This window comes from Paenibacillus silvae, from assembly GCF_014639235.1.
GTDB classification, from domain to species: Bacteria; Bacillota; Bacilli; order Paenibacillales; family Paenibacillaceae; genus Paenibacillus; species Paenibacillus silvae.
The window spans coordinates 458,979-476,945 of record NZ_BMFU01000002.1 but is presented as its reverse complement, the minus strand read 5'-3'; the positions used below and the strand labels follow the sequence as shown (position 1 = coordinate 476,945).

Genomic DNA, 17,967 nt, shown 5'->3' with positions numbered 1-17,967 from the left:
ATCACCTATAATTGGTGTAACAAAATGATGAATGAGGGTACTGCAATGGACTTATATCATATTACCGGCTTCTTGATCCATCGGACGGATGTCAAGCTTACGAACTATTTTACAAAACAATTAAAACCTTATGAGGTTACACCAGAGCAGTGGAGCATTATCTCTTATCTTGATCCAGACAAGGCTATGACTCAAAAAGAGCTCGCCGAGGCCATTGATCGTGATCAGACAACGGTCGTAAGAATGATTCATTCCTTAGAGCGCAAGGGCATGGTTCGACGTATGATGAATGATCAAGACAAGCGCTCACATCATTTATATTTATCTTCCAAAGGCCAGGAAGTGAAAGAACGATTGCTGCTGACGGTTAAGGAAGCACATGATCATGTTACACGTGGTCTAGAGCCTGATGAATTAGATCAATTAAAAGTGACATTAGATAAGTTGTACCGAAATGTGAGAGAAGATTAATTAGAATTTATAACGGGTAATGCATTCGATCAAAACATGCTATAGCATGTAAAAAACTGAATTCTATTCGAGTATGTCTTGGGAATTTCAGGATGTTAATCAGGTCAGATCGCAGTGTAATAGGTGCAAGCGGATTTGGAGGAGGTGGTTGTATGAGTGAAAGCGATATTAGTGATATTGCTCCGATTTTAAAACTAAATAGTAAAGGGAGATGCTTTCATGAGTTACAACCCCGAAATTCCAAGAAACCGATATGATAACTATGGTGACCGTGAATGGACACGTCTTGAAAAAGATGGACATGGCGAGCTTTTGTATCAGGTACATTTTGATATTTTGAAGCGTTATGTTAAGCCTGCAGATAGAGTGTTAGAGATAGCATTTCATTCATATGATGAGAAGCACCGAATTGGATGCACTATTTGCTTCGTTTTCAGTTAGGGTTCAGGAGAAAAGCTCTGCCGGACTATACACGCAAGCTGGAGATTCTGCCCTGAATCACGCGCGCAACGATCCGGAATTTTGGAAGCTGATTGTTGAAAAGGAAATTGAATTCACCAAATTACCGGGCACTCTTGATGCAGGCATGAATCTCATCTATGTTGTACAAAAGCTGTAAATTGCAAGGAGTGAGCATTTGAAAATAGAACAGGTATTTGAATATGATATTGACGAAGCATTAGAAACAAAGCTTCAAAATTTATTAAGCAGCTGTTTTCCCCAAATCTATCCTTCAGATCGAATTTATTTTAAACAGCTGCCTCATTCTAGATTTCTTGCGTTTAATCACAACAATCAGCTTGTGGGGCAGGTTGGTTTAGACTACAGAGTGATGAATCTCGGTGGTGAACCCGTGAGAATATTAGGCATCATTGATCTATGTGTTTCACATCAAGCTCGCTCTGCGGGAATAGGCACCTCTTTATTGTTAAAGGTTGATAAATTCTCAGTAGAGAGGAATATCGATTTTATTTTATTATTTGCAGATCACATGGCTTTATATGAGAAAAACGGATATACAACGGTTGAAAACCAGTGTACATGGATGAAAATTGATCATGAATCTCAGACCACTAAAGAAATAGGCTGCGAATCACTGAACGAACTAATGGTAAAAAACGTTGGAAATAAAGAGTGGAATAAAGGAACTTTAGATTTATTAGGGTATTTGTATTAAACTGGAATCCGATCATACGTATCAAAGAACACACGCAAAAACCTCATTGAAGTCGCTATTGTAGCGACTTTTTTTGCTATGTCGAATATTTTCTTTTATTTGAATACAAGGAATTACATCGTTCGAAATAGAATACAAATAAGAGTGATTGTCTTATTTTCCAATAATGATCAAATGGGTTAAGTAAGATGATTCAATTATAAAAGGATGTTCATGGTTGTCCTTTTATGAAAAAAATCGAAGGGATGGATCTGTATGAAAACTAAACAATTATTAAATATGAATATAAAAATGAAATGCTTTGAAAGCGAGGAACAAATAAATGAAATTGGTATTACAGCATGTAAGGAAGAGTTTTGGTGAAAAAAAGGTATTATCCGATGTAAATTTTCAATTTGAAAAGGGTAAGATTTATGGTCTGCTCGGACGAAATGGCACTGGAAAAACAACATTGTTTAATTGTTTAAGTGGTGAGCTTCCAACAGATAACGGTACGATGAAACTTGTTCATGAAGCGACAACCCGTAATTTAGAGATGCATGACGTAGGTTACGTGTATTCTCTGCCTATGCTGCCAGAATTTCTAACTGGATATGAGTTTGTACGTTTTTTTATTGAGGTTAATGTTGATGTCATCGAAGAGCGGGGAACGGATCTAGATGCCTTGTTCGATATGATGCACATTGCGGAGGATGACCGGCACAAGCTCATTAAGCATTACTCGCACGGAATGAAAAATAAAGTTCAAATGTTGTTATTTTTACTCATAAAACCTACGGTGATTCTGTTGGACGAACCTTTGACTTCCTTCGATGTCATCGTTGCAAGCGAGATGAAACAATTGCTGCGTGATATGAAAAAGGATCATATTCTCATCTTCTCCACGCACATCTTACAATTAGCAACGGATCTGTGTGATGAATTAATTATTTTAAATCATGGCAGTTTGACTCCAATTTCACCTGAAATCCTTACGCAACCCGACTTTGAAGAACAAATTATTGAGTTATTGCGAGATGACAACGGGCAGGATGCCCAGAAGGAGAATGCCGATGCAGGGAATCTTTAGTACGATTTCTCGCATGTGGCAGCTGCAGGTGATTTCGCTAGTCAACCGTTTAATATATTTCATGCAAAGCTTACCGGTTATAGGCTCGTTAATCCGTGATCAATCGTATGCTGCTTTTCGCACGAAACGTATATTAGGTGCAATCGCCGTAATTTTAAGACTGGGTGCTGGTTTGTTCGAAAGTATACTCTACTTCGGGGTATTACTGGTATGGCCCATACTGTTATGGACGGAAGGACCAGATACGCAGCGGTTTACACTTCTTATTCATATGTATTTATGCATCAGTGGCATAATGGGTGGGGTAACTGGTGCAAAAGTGTTGGAATCCAACAAGATGAAGTATACTGCTGTCCGGCTTATGCGAATGAATCCAAACCGGTTTATACGGGCTGTGCTTCTTAACAGGTATACAACATTTTTCTTGTATCAAGGCATTGCATTTACCCTTGCTTCGGTAATTTTTAACTTTTCAATCATTCACGCATGGATAGCCGTAGGAATCATGACATTTTGGCGGGTGCTGTGTGAATTTTTTCATTTGAAGCTGTTTCAATGGAACGGCATCGTTCTTGTTCGGAAAACATGGCTTATGAGTTTGACCATGTTACTTACACTGACTGCTGCTTATCTTCCCTTAACGCAATGGAGCATTCCTTCATTTGGATCTGTAGTATTTGATCAACAATGGCTTGTTATATTGATATCGCTGTCAGGGGCTGTCGCTGGGTATATGCTGTTAAAACATACGGATTATGCATCAGCAGTCCGCGCAGTAACCAATTATGCTGATCCATTGTTGAACACAGAAATTATGATAGCCGATCTTCAGCAAAGAATGGTTCAGTCCAAAGACAATGATCTGGCCAACCTTCATGCCGGTGAACAGAGCACCCTAAGCAACAAGGGATACGAGCAGATGCATGTACTCTTTGTTAATAGGCACGCTAATCTCTTTCGGGCACCGTTCCGCAGACGTTTAATCGCAATTATGGTCATTGGTTTCATATTATCTTTCCTGGCACTGATCTTCAGAGATCATATTTCTGTTGAAATCATTGCAAGATTTTCTCCTTTACTCATTGTAGTTATGCTGCATCTTACTGTAGGAAGCCAGATTTGCAGGGCTTTCTTCTACCATTGTGATAGAACCTTGATGCGTTATCCATTTTACCGTGAGCATGCGCAGCAGCATTTTCTGTTAAGATTGAGAAGTTTATTAAAGTTAAATCTAAAATTAGGTTTATGTTTAGCAGCTGTGCTAAGTATACCTATACTCATACTACCTGACGGGGCAACCATAAGTGCACTACTTCCCATTTGGGTTATAACCGCTGCACTTGCTGCATTTTTCTCAGTACACCATCTTTTGTTATATTATGTGTTTCAACCTTATACATTGGAGTTAGAGACTAACAGTCCTTTATTCTCATTGGCAAACGGCTTCATTACTTTGGGTTTTATTGTGACGATGTATTTGGCACCTCCACTATGGGCATTAACCGTTGTTTTGACGGTCCTGACTGCGGCCTATCCGTTTAGCGCTATTCTTCTCGTGAAAAAATATGCGCATAACCGTTTTAGATTAAAATAGATGGAGAAGCAATTCGTTGTGTTAAAACCGATGATCCCTTTGGGATCATCGGTTTATTAGCATTGAGGGATTAAAAATGAGAGAGCTTATTCGCCATATCAGCCGAGCCCAAACATTCGGATCAATGCATATCCCGTAAGGGAAAGAATCACTGAGCCGATAAAACCTGCCGCAAAAGCCTTTAAACCCTTCTGTCGAAATGAGGCCGTATCTACAGTAAGACCCAGACCCGCCATCGCCATGGCAATAAGCAAATAAGCACTAACAATGATGAGATTGGTTAGATCATGTGGGATAATATGCAACGTATTGACTGCACTCATTATGAGGAAACCCAATATAAACCAAGGGATCGGCAGAGCTTTCCAACTTCTTCTCGTATTCAACCTGCTGTTACCCGGATCGTTAGAATGAAACTGACGATTGGACCAGAATCCCAACAACATTGCAACCGGAACCAGAAGGGCAACCCGTGTTAATTTTACCATGACTGCCAGATCCACAGCCTCTTTATTCACAGGTTCCGCTGCTGCAATGACATGAGCGATTTCGTGCAGCGTTGCTCCTGCAAACATGCCATATCCTGATGAAGACAAGTGCAGAAAGGGATATAGAAGCGTATAGGCGATTGTAAAAATCGTTCCGAGAATGGCTACGGTAGCCGCACCGATTACTGCTTCTTCATCCTTGGCTTTAATTTGCGGGGCAATGGCAACAACGGCTGCCGCGCCGCAGATGCCTGTTCCACACGCCGTTAACAGCCCCAGTTTTTTTTCAACCTTGAACCATCTTGCAATGCCGTACACAACAAATATTGTTATCGCAACATTTAGAATGGAGATTACAGCAACCTTAGGACCTGTATGGAGGATATCACGTAAGTTCAATCGCATGCCAAGTAGAATAATTCCATATCGTAGAAGCTTTTTGGATGAAAAAGAAATGCCGCTGGCCATATGCTCAGGCACATTGCGAATGGCCCGCCAGATCATGCCAAGCAGGATCGCAAGCACGAGCTGACCCATCATGTTTAGCAATGGGAAGCTGGCTGCATATTTGGCAGTCAGCGCCAGGATGAGTGTTAAGGCAAGGCCTGACAGGAAGCCTCGTTTTTCCTTGTGGTTCTCCTGCTGTAAAACGTAAATTTGACTCATGCAGATCACATCCGATTCCTTTATTTCGTGCTCATATATAACTATAATTAGTTATGATTCAGAAGAGAAATACAGGAATGAAATGCATATCATAATTAAAACTAATTATTAAAATGAATTGAAGCCGTAAGAAATAAAAATGAAATAGAGCTCGCTAAACGGGAAAAGGAGACCTTCACCATGATTGTTGAAAGCTTGAAGTTATACGTCACTGTGGTCGAACAGCGAAATTTTTCAAAAGCAGCAGAAATATTGCACATGTCACAGCCTGGTGTTAGTTCGCAAATCCGGAATTTGGAGAAGGAATTTAATGTGAAATTAATGCATCGTTCGCCCAAGTGGGTCAAATTGACGGAAGCAGGGGAGCTGCTCTATGTGCGTGCCAAGGAAATGCTGAATCTGTATGAATCGGTGAAATTGGATATAGCCAGATTACAAGATAACGTAAGTGGGTCACTACAGATTGGAGCAAGCTTTACGATTGGAGAATATGTGCTTCCTCGCTTGTTCTCATCCTTTGCCAAGCAGTACCCCGACGTGTCCATGGAAGTATTCATCCGAAATTCGTCTCAGGTTATTGAAGCTGTTCGACGTAGTGATATCGATTTTGGTTTGGTTGAGGAAGACATTGAGGCTCCTGACTTGAATGTGACAACCTTTATGCGGGATGAATTGATTATTGTGGCTGCGGAAGGGCATCCGCTAAGCCTTTCTATGAATATAGATCTGGAGCAGCTACAGCATCAAATATGGGTGCTTCGCGAGACTGGCTCAGGAACCCGATCTGTTAGTGATCGATTTCTAGCTCAGACGGGGCTCCGCATAAGCCGTTCATATGTGTTTAACAGCAGTCAGAGCGTGAAGGAAGCCGTGTTCTCTGGTCTAGGCATCGCGATGTTGTCTCGCTGGGTTGTAAAAAGGGAGCTGTCCGCAGGAGTGCTCAAGGAAATTTCTATTCCGGGTATTCTGATGGAGAGAAATTTTTCTCTCGTTCGACGAAAGGATCAAATACCTACCCGAGCCAACGAAGTTTTTTCTGAAAAACTACTGAAGCTGGACAACCACTTTATATGGTGAATTCTCAAGTAAGATTTAATGGAAATACACACTGCAATGCATGGCTTGTTCTCAATTGATCCCGCAGGAATAAAAATACTTTTACAATCATTGGTATTACGATATAATGCAGTAAACAAGTGCATTATCCAACAATAAAAGAGAAATGCTGTTATTTAGTGTAAGAAACTTGCTTGCGGATTCATGTTATTGAACCGGAAAATGAAAATCCTATCTACATTGGAGGTAATCGTTATGGTCAAAAAGAAAATGTCCAAAGCCCTCAGCGCAGTCTTAGCCGTATCCATGCTGACTGCTGGTGCGATCGTGTTTATCCAGGATAATCCAACATTAGAGGTAGCGAAATCAGCAGGGGATAAAAAGGTTGAAGTGATTAAAGGTATTCAAAGCGCCTGATGCGTTATTCACGAAATCAGAACGCTACCTCAGTTGCAGTGCTGAAGAAGGTTATCTAACTACCTCAGCTGGGTTAACCAAGCTGAGGTTTTTCATTTTGCTATATAAGTTGAACTAAAGAAACGACATTATACCTATTAACGGTTCATGATCGTCAAAGAGCGTTGTACTGGGGTAAGAATACCAGCCTTGGCAGGCTGTTTAAGTCGAAGAGGGAAGGCTAACGATCCCCATAGAGCTTATTTTCCCTGAATCGGGGACATTTGAATTCTAACGATCTCCAGGAAGCTTATCTCATTCGAAATCCTGAAAAATGAGCCTGATCAAGCTGGTTTCAGCACAATAGCGTCTCTGGGGATCGTTAAAATTTTCCAAAGCCCAAATATGCCGAAATAAGGCTTCTCCTGATCGTTAGCGCTCGCAGCAGAGGGTGGCAGACTTGCACTTGCCACTTGCCGTGAGCGATAGACGATATCTGACTAATGTGTCTGGATTGATGAGCAAATTGGAGTGGATGGTGTAAAATTTTTAGTTCAACTTATATAGCAAGAAGTTTTCATTAATCTGGGAGGTGAATCTGTTGAAAAAAATCGGAGTGGGGTTCTTACATGCTTGGCTCTATGCAAAGCCAGTGAACGATATGGCAATGCTTTGTGTAGAGCTGAGTAAGTACCCAAATTGCCAACGTTGAATCCTAGTATTCAAATAACTGGCTTTGCACCTTATTGATCCATTAAATAAGGAGTGAGGCCCATGAAATATTCCAATGCCGAATCTATTCTTCCTGAAGAACTGCTGAGAACTATTCAAGAATACGTTCAAGGCGAACTTATTTATATCCCGAAACCCAAGGAGGCCCATCTGAAATGGGGCGAGAAAACACATAGCAAGAGCAGGGTATCTGCTCGAAATGCGGAGATTCAATCGTTATTTCGCAGTGGGCTCAGCATAGAAGAATTGGCGAGTCAGTATTTTTTGTCCTACGAAAGCATTAAGAAAATTGTTTATAAAAAGAACTAATGTCATCCGCTAAATGGTCGTATCGACGGTTTAGCGGTTTTTTGTGCAAAGATGGATTAAATCAACTTATACATAGTCACCGCACTGCTGCATCGTTAGACTCAAGGTAAGGTGGCCGGGAAGAGAAACGGACTGCTTTTACAAAAGGGGTGTAACGAATGAACGAAATGATTAAGAAGAAGCTGCAGAACAAAAATGAACAGCTGATTAACATGGTTATTGAACGCGCAAAAAGAGATTTCCCCGATGATATCGCCATTATTGGGCTTACCGGTTCATTTAGCACAGGGGATTTTCATGAGAAGAGTGATCTTGATCTGATTATTATTAATCATACAGATCGGGGTTGGGGAATATCCGATTGCTTCATCCTGGAGGACGTTGGATATGACATCTATTGCACGCCATGGGATACAAGAATACGAGCGCAATCCACCTTGGAAAGTCCCGCGGTATCGAGCTTGACCAACTTAAAAATTCTCTATTATGCAGCGCCGGAGGATTTGGAGAGATTGAACGATTTCCGGCAAAAAGCTCTTGATGCACTTGCGGCCCCGATTGGAGAAGCATGTCTTAACCGGGCAAAGGAATGGATCGATCAGGCCAAGCAAGCATACAGCGACACCATGCTGGGCGAAAATATCGGTTCAGTGCGACAGGCATCTGCCAATGTTCTGTACAATCTGGTTCATGCCCTGGTTAACATGAATAATACATGCATCCAACGAGGTATCAAGCGGTATCTGGAGGAAATCCAATCGCTTCGTTATGTACCGAATGATCTTGAATCCTTATACATGTCAATTATCGAAGCTCACACTATTGAAGAGATCCGCAAGGCATCCTTTAATATGTTGAAAAGCGTTGAGATGTTACATCGTACGCTGTGTGATATGTTTATCGTAAAACCCGCTCCAAGCTTTGATAATCTGGGAGGAACGTACGAGGAATTATGGTGCAACTATCGCCATAAAATCGAGAATAGTGTTGCTACAAACGATGCCGCTTATGTCTTTTTCTCTGCTTTTGGAGCACAAGAGTATCTCGATGAAATGGCTATGACAAAAGGCACGAAGGAATTTGATCTGATGCAATACTTTAATGCAAGTAATCTTCCTGTCATGAAAGAGCGATTCCTTGAAGTAATGGATCAATATCTGGATGAGTATCATAAGGTCGGCAGAAAAGTCAAAGGTTTTGCAACCTTTGAGGAGTTATATGACGATTATATGAAGGGCCATGAAGAGTAACCTGCTCCTGACAAGCGAAAATACGAGCGGGCATGACCGAAAACACGAAAGAGCCGAAGCGAGCTGACCTGCTGCTTCGACTCTTTCTGCACTTCTAGTTAAGCTAATACCTCACATAAACATGTCCAAAATCAGAACACCCGCAAGTCCTACCAAGGATATAATCGTTACCATGACGGACCAGGTTTTTATCGTTTTGCCTATACTCAGATTAAAATATTCTTTGTAAATCCAGAAGCCTGCATCATTTACATGGGAGAACGTCACACTACCTGCACCAGCCGCCAGAACCATCAGTTCCGGACTGACCCCGGTTGCGGCAACTAGCGGTGCGGCAATACCAGCTGCTGTCATACCAGCTACCGTTGCAGAACCAACAGCAATTCTCAAGATGGCTGCAATCAACCATGTCAGTACGAGGGGAGAAAGAGTAGAGCCTGCCATAAGATCAGAAATATATTGGTCAATATGACTGTCAATCAACACTTGCTTAAACGCACCGCCACCGGCAATGATGAGAAGAATCATACCGATGCCGCTTACGGACTCACTCAGCGATTTCATGATTTCCGGCATTTTTTTGCCCAGATTCAATCCAAACGTGAAGATGGCAAAAATGACGGAGATCAACAAAGCCACATTTGCATTACCGATAAAATCAGTCACGGGTGAGATTACCGATCCAGGTGCAAAAATATGCACAATCGTTTGCAGCGCAATCAAAATGACGGGCAGAAGTGCCGTGAAAAGGCTGATTCCGAATTTAGGCAGCTCTTCTTCCTTGAATTCCTTTGGATCAAATAATCCTTTGGGGATGTCAATCTGCAAGGCTTCTTTTTTAAACAACTTGGTATACACAGGACCTGCAAGGATAAATGCAGGGATTGCAATCAGGATACCCAGGATCATCGTTAATCCGATATTGGCTCCAAAAACATTAGCAACAGCTGTTGGACCAGGGTGTGGAGGCACAAATCCGTGCATCGTTATAAGGGCTGCAATGACAGGCATTCCAAGATACAGAACAGGCACACGTGCAGCTCTGGCGATGGTAAATACCAACGGGATCAATACCACCACTCCAGTTTCGAAAAATAAAGCGATTCCAACAATAGCTGCTGTAATAACGGCTGCCAGCTGCGTTCGCTTCTGACCAAAAGCGCTGATCATCGTTGTTGCAATTCGCTGTGCGCCGCCGGAATCGGTCATTAATTTACCGAGAATACCTCCAAAGATGATAATCATCGTTAAATGACCAAGTGTTCCACCTAAACCGGATTCGATGGACTCAACCGCCTGAATCGGTGTCATTCCTTCCAGCACTCCAACAGCCAGAGAGACAATAATCAATGATATGAAAGCGTTTAACTTAAAGGCCATCATTAAAATGAGCAGTAGAACAACTCCAATGGTAACGGAGATAATTGGCATATGTTTTCCTCTTTTCTGATTGGTCTTGATCCAAAAGACCGCATGCAGGGAGGGCACTGTTTCCATTATTAATAGACAGTCCAGTGCTGCTCCATACATAAGGGTCATATTAAAACCTGTCTTGAATCATTTGGCACTTAACATTTCAACAACTTCTCTTAAATCCGTTTTGGTACCCACGTTACCAGGGAAGATGACATAGGAGATGCCCGGGAACTTGCTTTCATTACCTGTGGTCCACACGGGAATCCCTGGACGAATTTGCCCTGCAACGGTAGCTCTTTTGACTTCAAGACCGTTGGTTCCAATATCGCTTGAAGTAATGCCGCCTTTAGCAATGATGTAGGCTGGTCGAACTTCCAAACGTTTCACAATACTCGTAACGGCATCGGAAATTTGAACGGACAGCTTTAATTCATCTTCTTTTCTGTCCTCTCCAAGATCCAATCGCTCCCGTTTGGTGTAAACAGCGACATTTTTACCCTCAAGAATCCATTTATTCGTCGTTTCAACAACTCTGTTCAGTTCGTTCTCAAATTGATCAGGCTCCAGAACAAGATGTACGTTAAACTCAACAAACTCAACTGCATTCGACTTCTTCAGCTCTTCGAACTGTTCTGTTGTTTTTTGGACGTGTGACCCAATAATAACTAATCCGCCATGATCAGTGCCATCACTCATCATCTCTGCACGCGTTAGCAGACTTCGGTCACTAATGCCTCCAATGACCTTGGTCAGTGCAGCAGCACTTCTAAACATAAAATGTTTACCTTTATGGATCGCTCGAATCAAAGCGATGGTAAAGAGCTGTACGTCGATATAATCAACCGCATTGACAATGACCTTATTAAAATTCTCAACACTCAACAACTGATTTTCGATCATGTCAATGTTCATGCTGCGCAGACTTTCGAGAGAGATGTAAGTCATATGTTTTGCTGAATACTGGCCATTCGACTTTTCTTCAGCCCATTCGCCTAAGTGTGATCGGGAGTAACCAAAGGTGCGATCTTTAGCAAACTCGGTTTCTCCAGCAGGCACCAATTCCGTACCATATTGAACATAATGAACATTATCAATGGTGAAGCGTCCGCCTTCTTTGAAAAAGGGAAGAATGATCTCACCGTCAAATTGCATATCTGACTTGGCTTCAACTGTATCCTTCAGCACTTCCGTCTCTAACGGGTAGTGACCTCTTAATGTGGAATCTCCACGACTAATAATCGTAAACTTGCGATTATTTCTCATTGCAGCTTCAACGATATTTGCACCAATCTCCTGGTGTGCCTTTGTTGTCTCGGCAGCTGTAAATCCGCGTGAGTTGGTAAGAATGAAGAACATGGGATGATCTTCCTTAAAACCTCTGTCGATGCTTTCCAGTGACCAATCCGTATAGACCGATACACCATGCACCGTTTGCACACCCGTTGGATCATCATCAAGCACGATAATTTTGTGATCGAATCGTTGAAGTTCCTTTTCAATCATTTGCTGAACAAGGGAGGTATCTACAGAAGGTATGTTATTGAACACTTCCTCAACAGATCGATTATTGGTTTGCATGATCAAGACCCCTTACTTCAACATTCGCTAATTTTTCATAATACTGCACGATCCCGCCGTGGTCATGCATCAATTTCCCGTCAACCTTCAGTGCATGGAACATCTCTAACAGATGGCTGGATAGGGGGAGAGGTACACCAATCTCGTGTGCTGTCTCCATCACATTAGTGATATCCTTCATGTTAATCGCGATCGTACCCCCTGGAGCAAAGTTTCTTTCCAGAATCAGCGGAACTTTGGCATCCAGAACTGCACTGCCTGCTAAACCGCCTCGGATGGCCTGGTACATTTTCTCGATATCTATACCCGCTTTCGCTGCAAGGACGAGCGCTTCGGACATGGCAGCAATGTTCAAGTTAACGATGATCTGGTTTGCGAGCTTCGCTGTAACTCCGCATCCGCTATCCCCAACGAGAGTGACTGCCGTCCCCATATCAAACAATACTGACTTGGCTTGCTCGAATACGCTTTCTTTACCGCCCACCATAATTGCCAAAGTTCCATCAATAGCTTTAGGTTCCCCGCCGCTAACTGGAGCATCCAGAAAGCCAACTCCTTTTTTGGCCGCTTCTTCTGCCAGAGCGATGGATACAGCAGGAGTGATGGAGCTCATGTCGATAATAATAGAGCCTTCTTTTGCTCCCGATAAAATGCCATGTTCACCCAAAACAACAGCCTGCACATGCTGAGAAGCAGGCAGCATCGTAATAATAATTTCACAGTTCTCAGCGACTTCTCTTGGCGAGGAAGCTGCAGCAGCACCGGAGTCTATTAATATCTGAACCGCTTCCTGATTAAGATCGTTGACGGTTAATTCATGTCCTTTTTTTCTAAGATTCAGAGCCATTGGTTTGCCCATGATCCCCAGTCCGATAAAACCTACTTTTTTAGCCATAATGTTGTCCTCCTAAACCTTTTCTAAACTAGAGCCTGAAACCTTGTCAGCAACCGCTTACATCGCTGTTTGCGTTTTCATTGTATACTAAAAATTTAAAATTGTATACATTAAAATCTTATTTTGTATACAAATTTTGAATTTTCGTATATTTTTAATGCGGAGTCTCGTATATTGGAATGCTTTTATGAACATAATTTGGTACTATGTTGATATGAGAAATGAAACTGAGGTGAAGTTAGTGCATGAAAATAATAGTTCGCGACCGGCGTATCACCAGTGTTACGAAATTCTTCGAGACAAGATTTTGAATGGTGATCTTCCTAGCGGTACGAAGATCGTTGAAGAGAAACTGGCTGCCGAGCTCGGAGTGAGTAGAACACCCATCAGGGATTCGATACGTAAGCTTGAGAACGAGGGCTTAATTGTTCAGAAGAAAGTAGTCAAGCCTACCGAGAAGGATTTACGTAATTTATTTAATGTTCGTATCCTGTTAGAAGGTTACTCAGCCAAATGCGCGGCGAATTTCCTGAAAGACAATGAGATTGAGGAACTGTACAAGTATGTGGAAATCGGAAGATCGGGGACTAAGGACGAGATCATGTCTGCCAACGAAAGTTTCCATAACGATATTGTAAAAGCGAGTAATAATCCACTCATGATTGATATTATAGATCGGATGCAGGCTATTATTTATCTATTCCGTAAAACAGTTGTCATTTATAATCGTCCTCATCTTATTGATGAACACGAGGAAATTTATAGTGCAATAAAGTCCAGAGATGGAGAGAAAGCAGAAGTATTGATGAAAAAACATTTAGAAAACGATCTGAACTTTTATTTGCACGTGATGAGCAATCAATAAGGAATCGGAATGTTGGAATAAAAATGGATAATAACAGGGAACGTAGGAAGAAAAAAGGTGGAATTCCATGTACCGTTTATGCGTTTTGTTCATAAGTCTTTTTCTGATCGTTGGATCATCTTATAAAGCCGATGCCTCCGAAATTTCCGGAGCTTCTCTCATAAATGATCTACAAAAAGGTGGTTATATCCTTTATGTTCGACATGGGGATGCAACCGTAGGGGAAGATCAGCAAAATTTCAGTCTGGCAGATTGCTCCACACAACGGAATTTAAGTGCACTTGGAAGGGAACAGGCAGAGAAGTATGGTAATGCTATTCGAAAACTGAATATCTCCGTCCTTTTTCCCGTAGAGGCAAGCCCTCTGTGTAGAACGATCCAAACTGCCCAGACTGCTTTTGGCACACAAAACGTAAAGGTAAATACACTCTGGTTAAATATATATAAACTCAGTCAGACGCAAAACACTGAAAGTGTAAACAGTACACTTCAAGCATTTGCAAATGAAGTTGAACAAACACCCCCAGCGGGTTCTAACCGGTTGATTGTAGCTCACTCTTTTCCATCAGGCGTAGGTTTAGGAGAACTTGCGAGTATGGAGACAGTCATTATTAAACCACTGGGAGATCATAAAGGATATCAAGTTGTTGGAACATTGAAGCTAGAGGATGTTTTGCAGCTCGCCGGAATGCGGTAGTCCTATAGAGTTTCTACATTCAGGAGAACACTTGATATATGTTGAATGGATGAAAAGGAGAGGCAGCTTTATTACAAAAGCTGCCTCTTTTTGACTTCAATATGAACATATGCTTCCCAATCATCGGAACACCATGAAGAATATTTGGACAGTCGTTTCACTTTAATAGTAATATGACATTGGTAGAGATAGCCAAAATGCCTATTGAGCATAGTGCTAATCATTTTATGCTGAAATTAAAAGATGAAGAGGATGTGGGCTGATAGTGAAATTGCCAATAATTAACGAACAACTCGCAAAACGTATTGTGAATTGTGAAACCGATTACTTGACCTCAAGGATCAGATCCATTGGCGAACGAAGCGGCAATCCGGAAGGAGTGGAGATTAAGCAGCTCGGAGATACGACTGCTTTTTATATCGAATCGATGCCTTGGGGTTTATTCAATTCAGTAAAGGGCTTCACGCAGGACGACATTGACAAGCTGGAAGAAATCATTGAATTCTATGATCAAAGAAATAGAGCATTTCAGCTAGATGTCAATCCTGCGGGTACTAATCCTGCAATGTTTAGAGGATTAACGGAAAAAGGACTATATCAAGACAGCTTTCATTCTGTTCTGTATGGTCTGCCAAGAGGTGAATTACCGAACCTGGCTTCCAATATAACCATTCGTGCAATTGAAGATAAGGCGGATTTTGATCTCTTTGCAGGCATACATTGTGTCGGGTCCGGGATGGATATCATACATAAACATCATTTTGTAAATAACAATATCGGTTTGCTTCATCGCCCCGGTTGGAAATTATTTTTAGCTTCATGGGATAACGTACCAGCTGCTGTTGCTGTGATGCATATTGGCAGCGGCAGCAATATTGCCTCTCTCACTTTAGCCGCAACCGCTCCTGAGTATAGACGAAAAGGTTTACAAACTGCCCTGTTAATGTGGCGAATGTACGAAGCATACAAAGCGAACTGTGAGCTGGTCGTTGCTCAAGCAAGTTTTGGCAGCTCCAGTCAAAACAATATGGAACGAGTCGGCATGCAAATCGCGTGGACACGATCCGTTTGGGTACCACTTAAATAATCTGAAAGGCGCTGCCGAAGTGCCATGGATCAATAGCTTCAAGATTCCCCGAATAAGGAAAACATCGTTGCATGAATACTTTCCATAACTTCTTTGGGCATTTCCCTGATCCGGATATCCCGACCCAGGAAAAGTAACCAATTTGTGATTTCGGCTAACTCATCCGGATGCTGAACATTGATGAAAGTCTTTAAAATTGCCGTAGTCTGAAAAGGGTTGGTGTATGCCATTGAAATTTTTAAGGGATGGTATTTTTTAAACTGCGCAATCGCCGTTGGCCCGAGTTCCAAGACAAGGTTGACGGCTTCTTCCCGTTTGTTTAGTTGTTCTGCAATCTTCTTTGCATGGATTCTTTTTTTCCCCGGATAGGGTTTGACATCTGTGAGAAGATCGACTGGAATAATGCGCCTCTTGTGCTGTTCGAGATCAAAAGCTTCAATTTGCCATGCGTTTTTTTCTCGATAAAGATGTAACAAATAGATGGGATATGACTTTACTTCATCGGCTTCCTCCGTGGAAAGCAATAAATACCGGTCTGCAAGAATAATTTGAATCAGTTGTTCCAACATAGGATGGGGCAAATCAGACAAATCAAGCAGATCAGGATTGTGGGGGTTGGTCCCCTCAAACAAGAGAACCTGATTTAACAAGACGAGATCATCCTGCTGACTTTCCGAGATGAGACCTAATAATTTTTCTGCTAAAGAATGACGACTTTTGAGGTAAGGGAGTTGTTGATTTTTGGTAGCCATGAATGCAATAATCAGCGCTTTAATCTCATTATCCGTAAAGCGGACAGTCGGGAGGACAGAGTTGTTCATGACAAAATATCCCCCGTCTCTTCCTACTTCGGCCACAAGAGGCATGCCCATGGCTTCAATTTCCCGAATATCTCGAATAGCCGTTGATCGAGAGATGTCAAATTCTCGCATGATCTCCGAAATGGTAAAATGAGCACGGTTATTGATATACCGCATTATAATGTTAATTCGTTCCACTTTTTTCATAAGGGCCCTCTAAACAGTATCATATTTTGACATGATTTATGGCTATTATAAACGTATCAAGCGGAAAAACAAATCTTTAAAGAAACATGACAATGTGCATCCCTTGAAAAATCCATTTCGTAAAAGGAGCTTGAATAATGTCAGCATACACCCTTGAGGAAAAAGACGGCTTTATTGTGTTAGGGATCGGTACGGAGCTGAAGAGCGATTACACGGACTACGTGGGTATAAGCCAAGAGAAGATGGCTTTTTGGCAGACTGTGACACAGGATGGAAGACTGGACAAATTAAAATCTATCGCAACAAACGACTATATCTTTGCCGTGAGCGAGGCAGTGAATCATAAGATGATGTATTATGCAGGTGTTATGACAGAAGCATCATTACAAGAAGAACACAGAGTAATTCAATTCCCCAAGGGGCAATATCTCGTCGTTAAAGGGGAAGGGAAGACGGCTGATGAGTTGAGTAACAAGCTGACCGGAATTGCTTTTGGTCAAGTCTTGCCAGCTGCTGACGATTTCGCTTATGTTGGCGGTCCCAATACAACTGTTGAGATGGAGCATAGAGACGGTCTTGTGTTCGGGGAAATGTGGATTCCGGTTGTGAAGAAATAAATGAAATTAGAGGAGGAACGAGCATGTCCGCTAGTGTAGATTTTAAAAATGTGTCCACCGTTGGTCTGGAATCTTCACCCGTTGCAGAAGAGCTTGCTGGCCTGCGAGCGAATGAAGCTCGTTATTTTATGAACAAATATAAGCATGAATTTACGGTCGTGCCCGCCAGCGAGAGCCAAGAGACGCTGGAGTATGTAAGTCGAATTTTGAAAGAGGAACGTGGTATTGAGTTTGCGGCCAGACCATTGGAGACATCCCGCTTTCAAGTGGAAAATATCAGGTGGGCCTTTGTTTTTTATGAGGATGGTCTAGCAGTCAATGTCTTGTATACGGTGGATGACCCCAAAAAGCGTGCCGTTGGTTTTAAGCTTTCAGAGAGAATGGACGTGCCTAAAGAGCTGGAAGAAAAGAAGTTTAAATTTGCTAGGCAAAAGTCCAAACTGGCTGGAACCATTCGAGGTACGTTCTTTGTGATCAAGGGAGAGTATTGAAACATGGTTCGAAGCTGAAAACACAGGTTTAAACATTTCATGCAATGTGTAAATCAATATCCCTTATCTCGCACGAAAGAAAACCCTGCAGTCTGTGCTCAACAGG

Annotated in this window: 19 protein-coding genes; 14 read left to right on the top strand and 5 right to left on the bottom strand. The window is 41.9% G+C overall.

Annotation, left to right across the window (positions count from 1 at the left end; translation table 11 throughout):
- Positions 1-45 precede the first annotated feature (45 nt).
- The 5 genes from IEW26_RS08140 (at position 46) to IEW26_RS08120 (ending at position 4,311) form a co-directional block, all read left to right on the top strand.
- Entirely contained in the window at positions 46-471 is a 426-nt protein-coding gene (locus tag IEW26_RS08140; protein WP_110898796.1) for a MarR family winged helix-turn-helix transcriptional regulator, read from the top strand.
- Positions 472-862: 391 nt separating this feature from the next.
- Positions 863-1,090, top strand: a complete 228-nt coding sequence (locus IEW26_RS30315; protein WP_229729735.1) for a hypothetical protein — start codon at positions 863-865, stop codon at positions 1,088-1,090.
- Positions 1,091-1,108: 18 nt separating this feature from the next.
- Positions 1,109-1,648, top strand: a complete 540-nt coding sequence (locus IEW26_RS08130) for a GNAT family N-acetyltransferase (protein ID WP_188592009.1) — start codon at positions 1,109-1,111, stop codon at positions 1,646-1,648.
- 322 nt (positions 1,649-1,970) lie between these two features.
- On the top strand, positions 1,971-2,717 hold the full coding sequence (locus IEW26_RS08125) for an ABC transporter ATP-binding protein (RefSeq protein ID WP_188592008.1): 747 nt from the start codon (positions 1,971-1,973) through the stop codon (positions 2,715-2,717).
- Entirely contained in the window at positions 2,701-4,311 is a 1,611-nt protein-coding gene (locus tag IEW26_RS08120) for a hypothetical protein (protein ID WP_188592007.1), read from the top strand. The genes IEW26_RS08125 and IEW26_RS08120 overlap by 17 nt, the downstream gene beginning before the upstream one ends.
- Before the next feature lie 98 nt (positions 4,312-4,409).
- Here the strand turns inward: IEW26_RS08120 and IEW26_RS08115 are convergent, their stop codons facing one another.
- Positions 4,410-5,465 (bottom strand): YeiH family protein, encoded by a 1,056-nt coding sequence (locus IEW26_RS08115; RefSeq protein ID WP_188592006.1) that lies wholly within the window; start codon positions 5,463-5,465, stop codon positions 4,410-4,412.
- A gap of 180 nt (positions 5,466-5,645) precedes the next feature.
- On the opposite strand from IEW26_RS08115, the gene IEW26_RS08110 reads away from it, so the two are divergent.
- From IEW26_RS08110 to IEW26_RS08095, 4 genes are all read left to right on the top strand, one after another.
- The gene (locus IEW26_RS08110) at positions 5,646-6,542 is read left to right on the top strand and encodes a LysR family transcriptional regulator (RefSeq protein ID WP_110898801.1); all 897 of its coding nucleotides are present in this window, start codon (positions 5,646-5,648) and stop codon (positions 6,540-6,542) included.
- 234 nt (positions 6,543-6,776) lie between these two features.
- Entirely contained in the window at positions 6,777-6,938 is a 162-nt protein-coding gene (locus tag IEW26_RS08105; RefSeq protein ID WP_167433811.1) for a hypothetical protein, read from the top strand.
- A gap of 753 nt (positions 6,939-7,691) precedes the next feature.
- A complete protein-coding gene (locus IEW26_RS08100; protein WP_188592005.1) occupies positions 7,692-7,958 on the top strand; it encodes a CD3324 family protein in 267 nt (88 codons plus the stop codon).
- 158 nt (positions 7,959-8,116) lie between these two features.
- Complete coding sequence (locus tag IEW26_RS08095) at positions 8,117-9,208, top strand: nucleotidyltransferase domain-containing protein (RefSeq protein WP_188592004.1); 1,092 nt, start codon at positions 8,117-8,119, stop codon at positions 9,206-9,208.
- Between the two features lie 111 nt (positions 9,209-9,319).
- On the opposite strand, the gene IEW26_RS08090 is transcribed toward IEW26_RS08095, so the two are convergent.
- The 3 genes from IEW26_RS08090 to garR form a co-directional block, all read right to left on the bottom strand.
- Positions 9,320-10,639 carry a gluconate:H+ symporter gene (locus tag IEW26_RS08090; protein ID WP_111270942.1) on the bottom strand — a complete coding sequence of 440 codons (1,320 nt, stop codon included), beginning with the start codon at positions 10,637-10,639 and terminating at the stop codon, positions 9,320-9,322.
- 126 nt (positions 10,640-10,765) lie between these two features.
- Positions 10,766-12,202 carry a four-carbon acid sugar kinase family protein gene (locus tag IEW26_RS08085; RefSeq protein WP_188592003.1) on the bottom strand — a complete coding sequence of 479 codons (1,437 nt, stop codon included), beginning with the start codon at positions 12,200-12,202 and terminating at the stop codon, positions 10,766-10,768.
- Entirely contained in the window at positions 12,189-13,097 is a 909-nt protein-coding gene (gene garR / locus IEW26_RS08080) for a 2-hydroxy-3-oxopropionate reductase (protein ID WP_111270940.1), read from the bottom strand. The genes IEW26_RS08085 and garR overlap by 14 nt, the downstream gene beginning before the upstream one ends.
- 214 nt (positions 13,098-13,311) lie before the next feature.
- On the opposite strand from garR, the gene IEW26_RS08075 reads away from it, so the two are divergent.
- The 3 genes from IEW26_RS08075 to IEW26_RS08065 all read left to right on the top strand — a co-directional run bounded on the left by IEW26_RS08075 (position 13,312) and on the right by IEW26_RS08065 (position 15,746).
- On the top strand, positions 13,312-13,962 hold the full coding sequence (locus IEW26_RS08075) for a GntR family transcriptional regulator (protein WP_188592002.1): 651 nt from the start codon (positions 13,312-13,314) through the stop codon (positions 13,960-13,962).
- A gap of 67 nt (positions 13,963-14,029) precedes the next feature.
- Positions 14,030-14,659, top strand: a complete 630-nt coding sequence (locus tag IEW26_RS08070) for a histidine phosphatase family protein (RefSeq protein WP_188592001.1) — start codon at positions 14,030-14,032, stop codon at positions 14,657-14,659.
- Between the two features lie 265 nt (positions 14,660-14,924).
- Entirely contained in the window at positions 14,925-15,746 is an 822-nt protein-coding gene (locus tag IEW26_RS08065) for a GNAT family N-acetyltransferase (protein ID WP_188592000.1), read from the top strand.
- A 38-nt stretch (positions 15,747-15,784) separates the two neighbouring features.
- Here IEW26_RS08065 and IEW26_RS08060 read toward each other — a convergent pair whose 3' ends face one another.
- Positions 15,785-16,753, bottom strand: coding sequence for a helix-turn-helix transcriptional regulator (locus tag IEW26_RS08060; RefSeq protein WP_188591999.1), 969 nt, complete (start codon positions 16,751-16,753; stop codon positions 15,785-15,787).
- 137 nt (positions 16,754-16,890) lie between these two features.
- On the opposite strand from IEW26_RS08060, the gene IEW26_RS08055 reads away from it, so the two are divergent.
- Entirely contained in the window at positions 16,891-17,370 is a 480-nt protein-coding gene (locus IEW26_RS08055) for a GyrI-like domain-containing protein (protein ID WP_188591998.1), read from the top strand.
- 23 nt (positions 17,371-17,393) lie between these two features.
- Positions 17,394-17,861, top strand: a complete 468-nt coding sequence (locus tag IEW26_RS08050) for a DUF8821 family protein (RefSeq protein ID WP_188591997.1) — start codon at positions 17,394-17,396, stop codon at positions 17,859-17,861.
- The last annotated feature ends 106 nt before the right edge of the window (positions 17,862-17,967 follow it).

Coding starts and splice junctions, on each gene's coding strand:
- IEW26_RS08140 (WP_110898796.1), top strand. CDS start 46: ATGGACTTATATCATATTACCGGCTTCTTGATCCATCGGACGGATGTC.
- IEW26_RS30315 (WP_229729735.1), top strand. CDS start 863: ATGATGAGAAGCACCGAATTGGATGCACTATTTGCTTCGTTTTCAGTT.
- IEW26_RS08125 (WP_188592008.1), top strand. CDS start 1,971: ATGAAATTGGTATTACAGCATGTAAGGAAGAGTTTTGGTGAAAAAAAG.
- IEW26_RS08120 (WP_188592007.1), top strand. CDS start 2,701: ATGCAGGGAATCTTTAGTACGATTTCTCGCATGTGGCAGCTGCAGGTG.
- IEW26_RS08115 (WP_188592006.1), bottom strand. CDS start 5,465: ATGAGTCAAATTTACGTTTTACAGCAGGAGAACCACAAGGAAAAACGA.
- IEW26_RS08110 (WP_110898801.1), top strand. CDS start 5,646: ATGATTGTTGAAAGCTTGAAGTTATACGTCACTGTGGTCGAACAGCGA.
- IEW26_RS08105 (WP_167433811.1), top strand. CDS start 6,777: ATGGTCAAAAAGAAAATGTCCAAAGCCCTCAGCGCAGTCTTAGCCGTA.
- IEW26_RS08100 (WP_188592005.1), top strand. CDS start 7,692: ATGAAATATTCCAATGCCGAATCTATTCTTCCTGAAGAACTGCTGAGA.
- IEW26_RS08095 (WP_188592004.1), top strand. CDS start 8,117: ATGAACGAAATGATTAAGAAGAAGCTGCAGAACAAAAATGAACAGCTG.
- IEW26_RS08090 (WP_111270942.1), bottom strand. CDS start 10,639: ATGCCAATTATCTCCGTTACCATTGGAGTTGTTCTACTGCTCATTTTA.
- IEW26_RS08085 (WP_188592003.1), bottom strand. CDS start 12,202: ATGCAAACCAATAATCGATCTGTTGAGGAAGTGTTCAATAACATACCT.
- garR (WP_111270940.1), bottom strand. CDS start 13,097: ATGGCTAAAAAAGTAGGTTTTATCGGACTGGGGATCATGGGCAAACCA.
- IEW26_RS08075 (WP_188592002.1), top strand. CDS start 13,312: ATGAGAAATGAAACTGAGGTGAAGTTAGTGCATGAAAATAATAGTTCG.
- IEW26_RS08070 (WP_188592001.1), top strand. CDS start 14,030: ATGTACCGTTTATGCGTTTTGTTCATAAGTCTTTTTCTGATCGTTGGA.
- IEW26_RS08060 (WP_188591999.1), bottom strand. CDS start 16,753: ATGAAAAAAGTGGAACGAATTAACATTATAATGCGGTATATCAATAAC.
- IEW26_RS08055 (WP_188591998.1), top strand. CDS start 16,891: ATGTCAGCATACACCCTTGAGGAAAAAGACGGCTTTATTGTGTTAGGG.
- IEW26_RS08050 (WP_188591997.1), top strand. CDS start 17,394: ATGTCCGCTAGTGTAGATTTTAAAAATGTGTCCACCGTTGGTCTGGAA.